The 1,118-nt window shown below is 73.5% G+C and carries 2 pseudogenes; one reads left to right on the top strand and one right to left on the bottom strand.

The window, feature by feature from the left end:
* Positions 1-707, top strand: a pseudogene (locus tag HMPREF0058_RS11400) (hypothetical protein); the annotation flags it as partial.
* 200 nt (positions 708-907) lie between these two features.
* Here HMPREF0058_RS11400 and HMPREF0058_RS11395 read toward each other — a convergent pair.
* A pseudogene (locus HMPREF0058_RS11395) lies at positions 908-1,118 on the bottom strand (3'-5' exonuclease); the annotation flags it as partial.

Below are 1,118 nucleotides of genomic sequence, written 5' to 3'. Positions count from 1 at the left end.
ACGCGCCGGCGGGGTCGGCAGGCGGTGCTGGAGCCGACGGCGCAAGCGCGCGAGGCGCCGGCGCGGGCAGCCAGAGCATGAGCGTGCTCGTCCAGCCTGACCCGGACGCCAACGTCAACCTCGACGTCTACGCGCCGGTGTGGCTGACCCCGGATGCCTGCCAGGCGGTCCTGGCTGGTGTACTGCCTGGAGCTCGCTCGCAGCTGGACCCGCGCCTGCCCGAGGGGCCCACGGGGCTGGCTGCTATTCCCCAGGCGGAACTGGATCGTCTGACCGAGCTGCTGGGGGCCGACCTCCTGGACCAGGCCTGGACCGCCGCCCGCGAGCGGGAGGAGGCGGCTGCCGCTCTCGCTGCTGAGGCTGCTCAGGCGGGCAGGACGCTGGAGGAGGTGCGCACGGGCTACGCCGTCGTCGCGCCGGTGGACGAGGCGCGGCCCGGGTGGGGGCACGTTGAGGTCCAGGTAGAGGCGGCGGAGTACCTGCCCCTGGCGGTGGCTGGCGAGCCGTGGGCCGTACACGGGGTGGTGGTTCACCAGATCGTGTGGCGGCCGCTGGAACTGGCCGACCGTGACCCCGCGCGGTTGACGCGGACGCGGCGTGGCGAGCGTGCGGAGGCGGCGGCGCTGATCGAGGCAGCCGCACGCGCGCTGGTGGAGGCTACTGGCGGCCGGGCCCTGGATGAGGACGGATTCCTGGTCTCCCTGTAGCCGGCTTGGTCTGCGTTGGCTCCGTGCGCTGGTGTGGCCGGCAGAGTGATGCAGGGGCGCGGCCTTGCGTTGATTGGTGCGTGCTTTGGCCGGTTGGAACGGCTCTTGGTGATTGTGGCGTGCTCTACGGGCCGCGTGCGGCGCTGCGCGGTTGTGGAAGTACGTTCCAATCGGGGTGGCGCTGGTTTGGGGGCGCTTTCTCAGTGGGCGCGCGGCACGCCTGGGCCCGGGCGCCGGGTCAGGCGCTGCTCCTGGGCGCGCGCTGCGGCGTCGTCCCACGACCATCCGCGAAAGGCGGCGGCGTCAGCGAGCGTGCGCGACCACGCCAGCGGCTCCTCGCCGCGCTGCCTACCCACCGCCATGTAGTGGCGCAACAGGCCAGCGGCGGCCTCGGCGTCGTCGAGCGCGCTG

The organism is Actinomyces urogenitalis DSM 15434 (assembly GCF_000159035.1).
In the GTDB taxonomy this organism is placed as follows: domain Bacteria; phylum Actinomycetota; class Actinomycetes; order Actinomycetales; family Actinomycetaceae; genus Actinomyces; species Actinomyces urogenitalis.
Note: the sequence above shows the minus strand (reverse complement) of the source record. Positions and strands in the feature narration are given on the sequence as shown.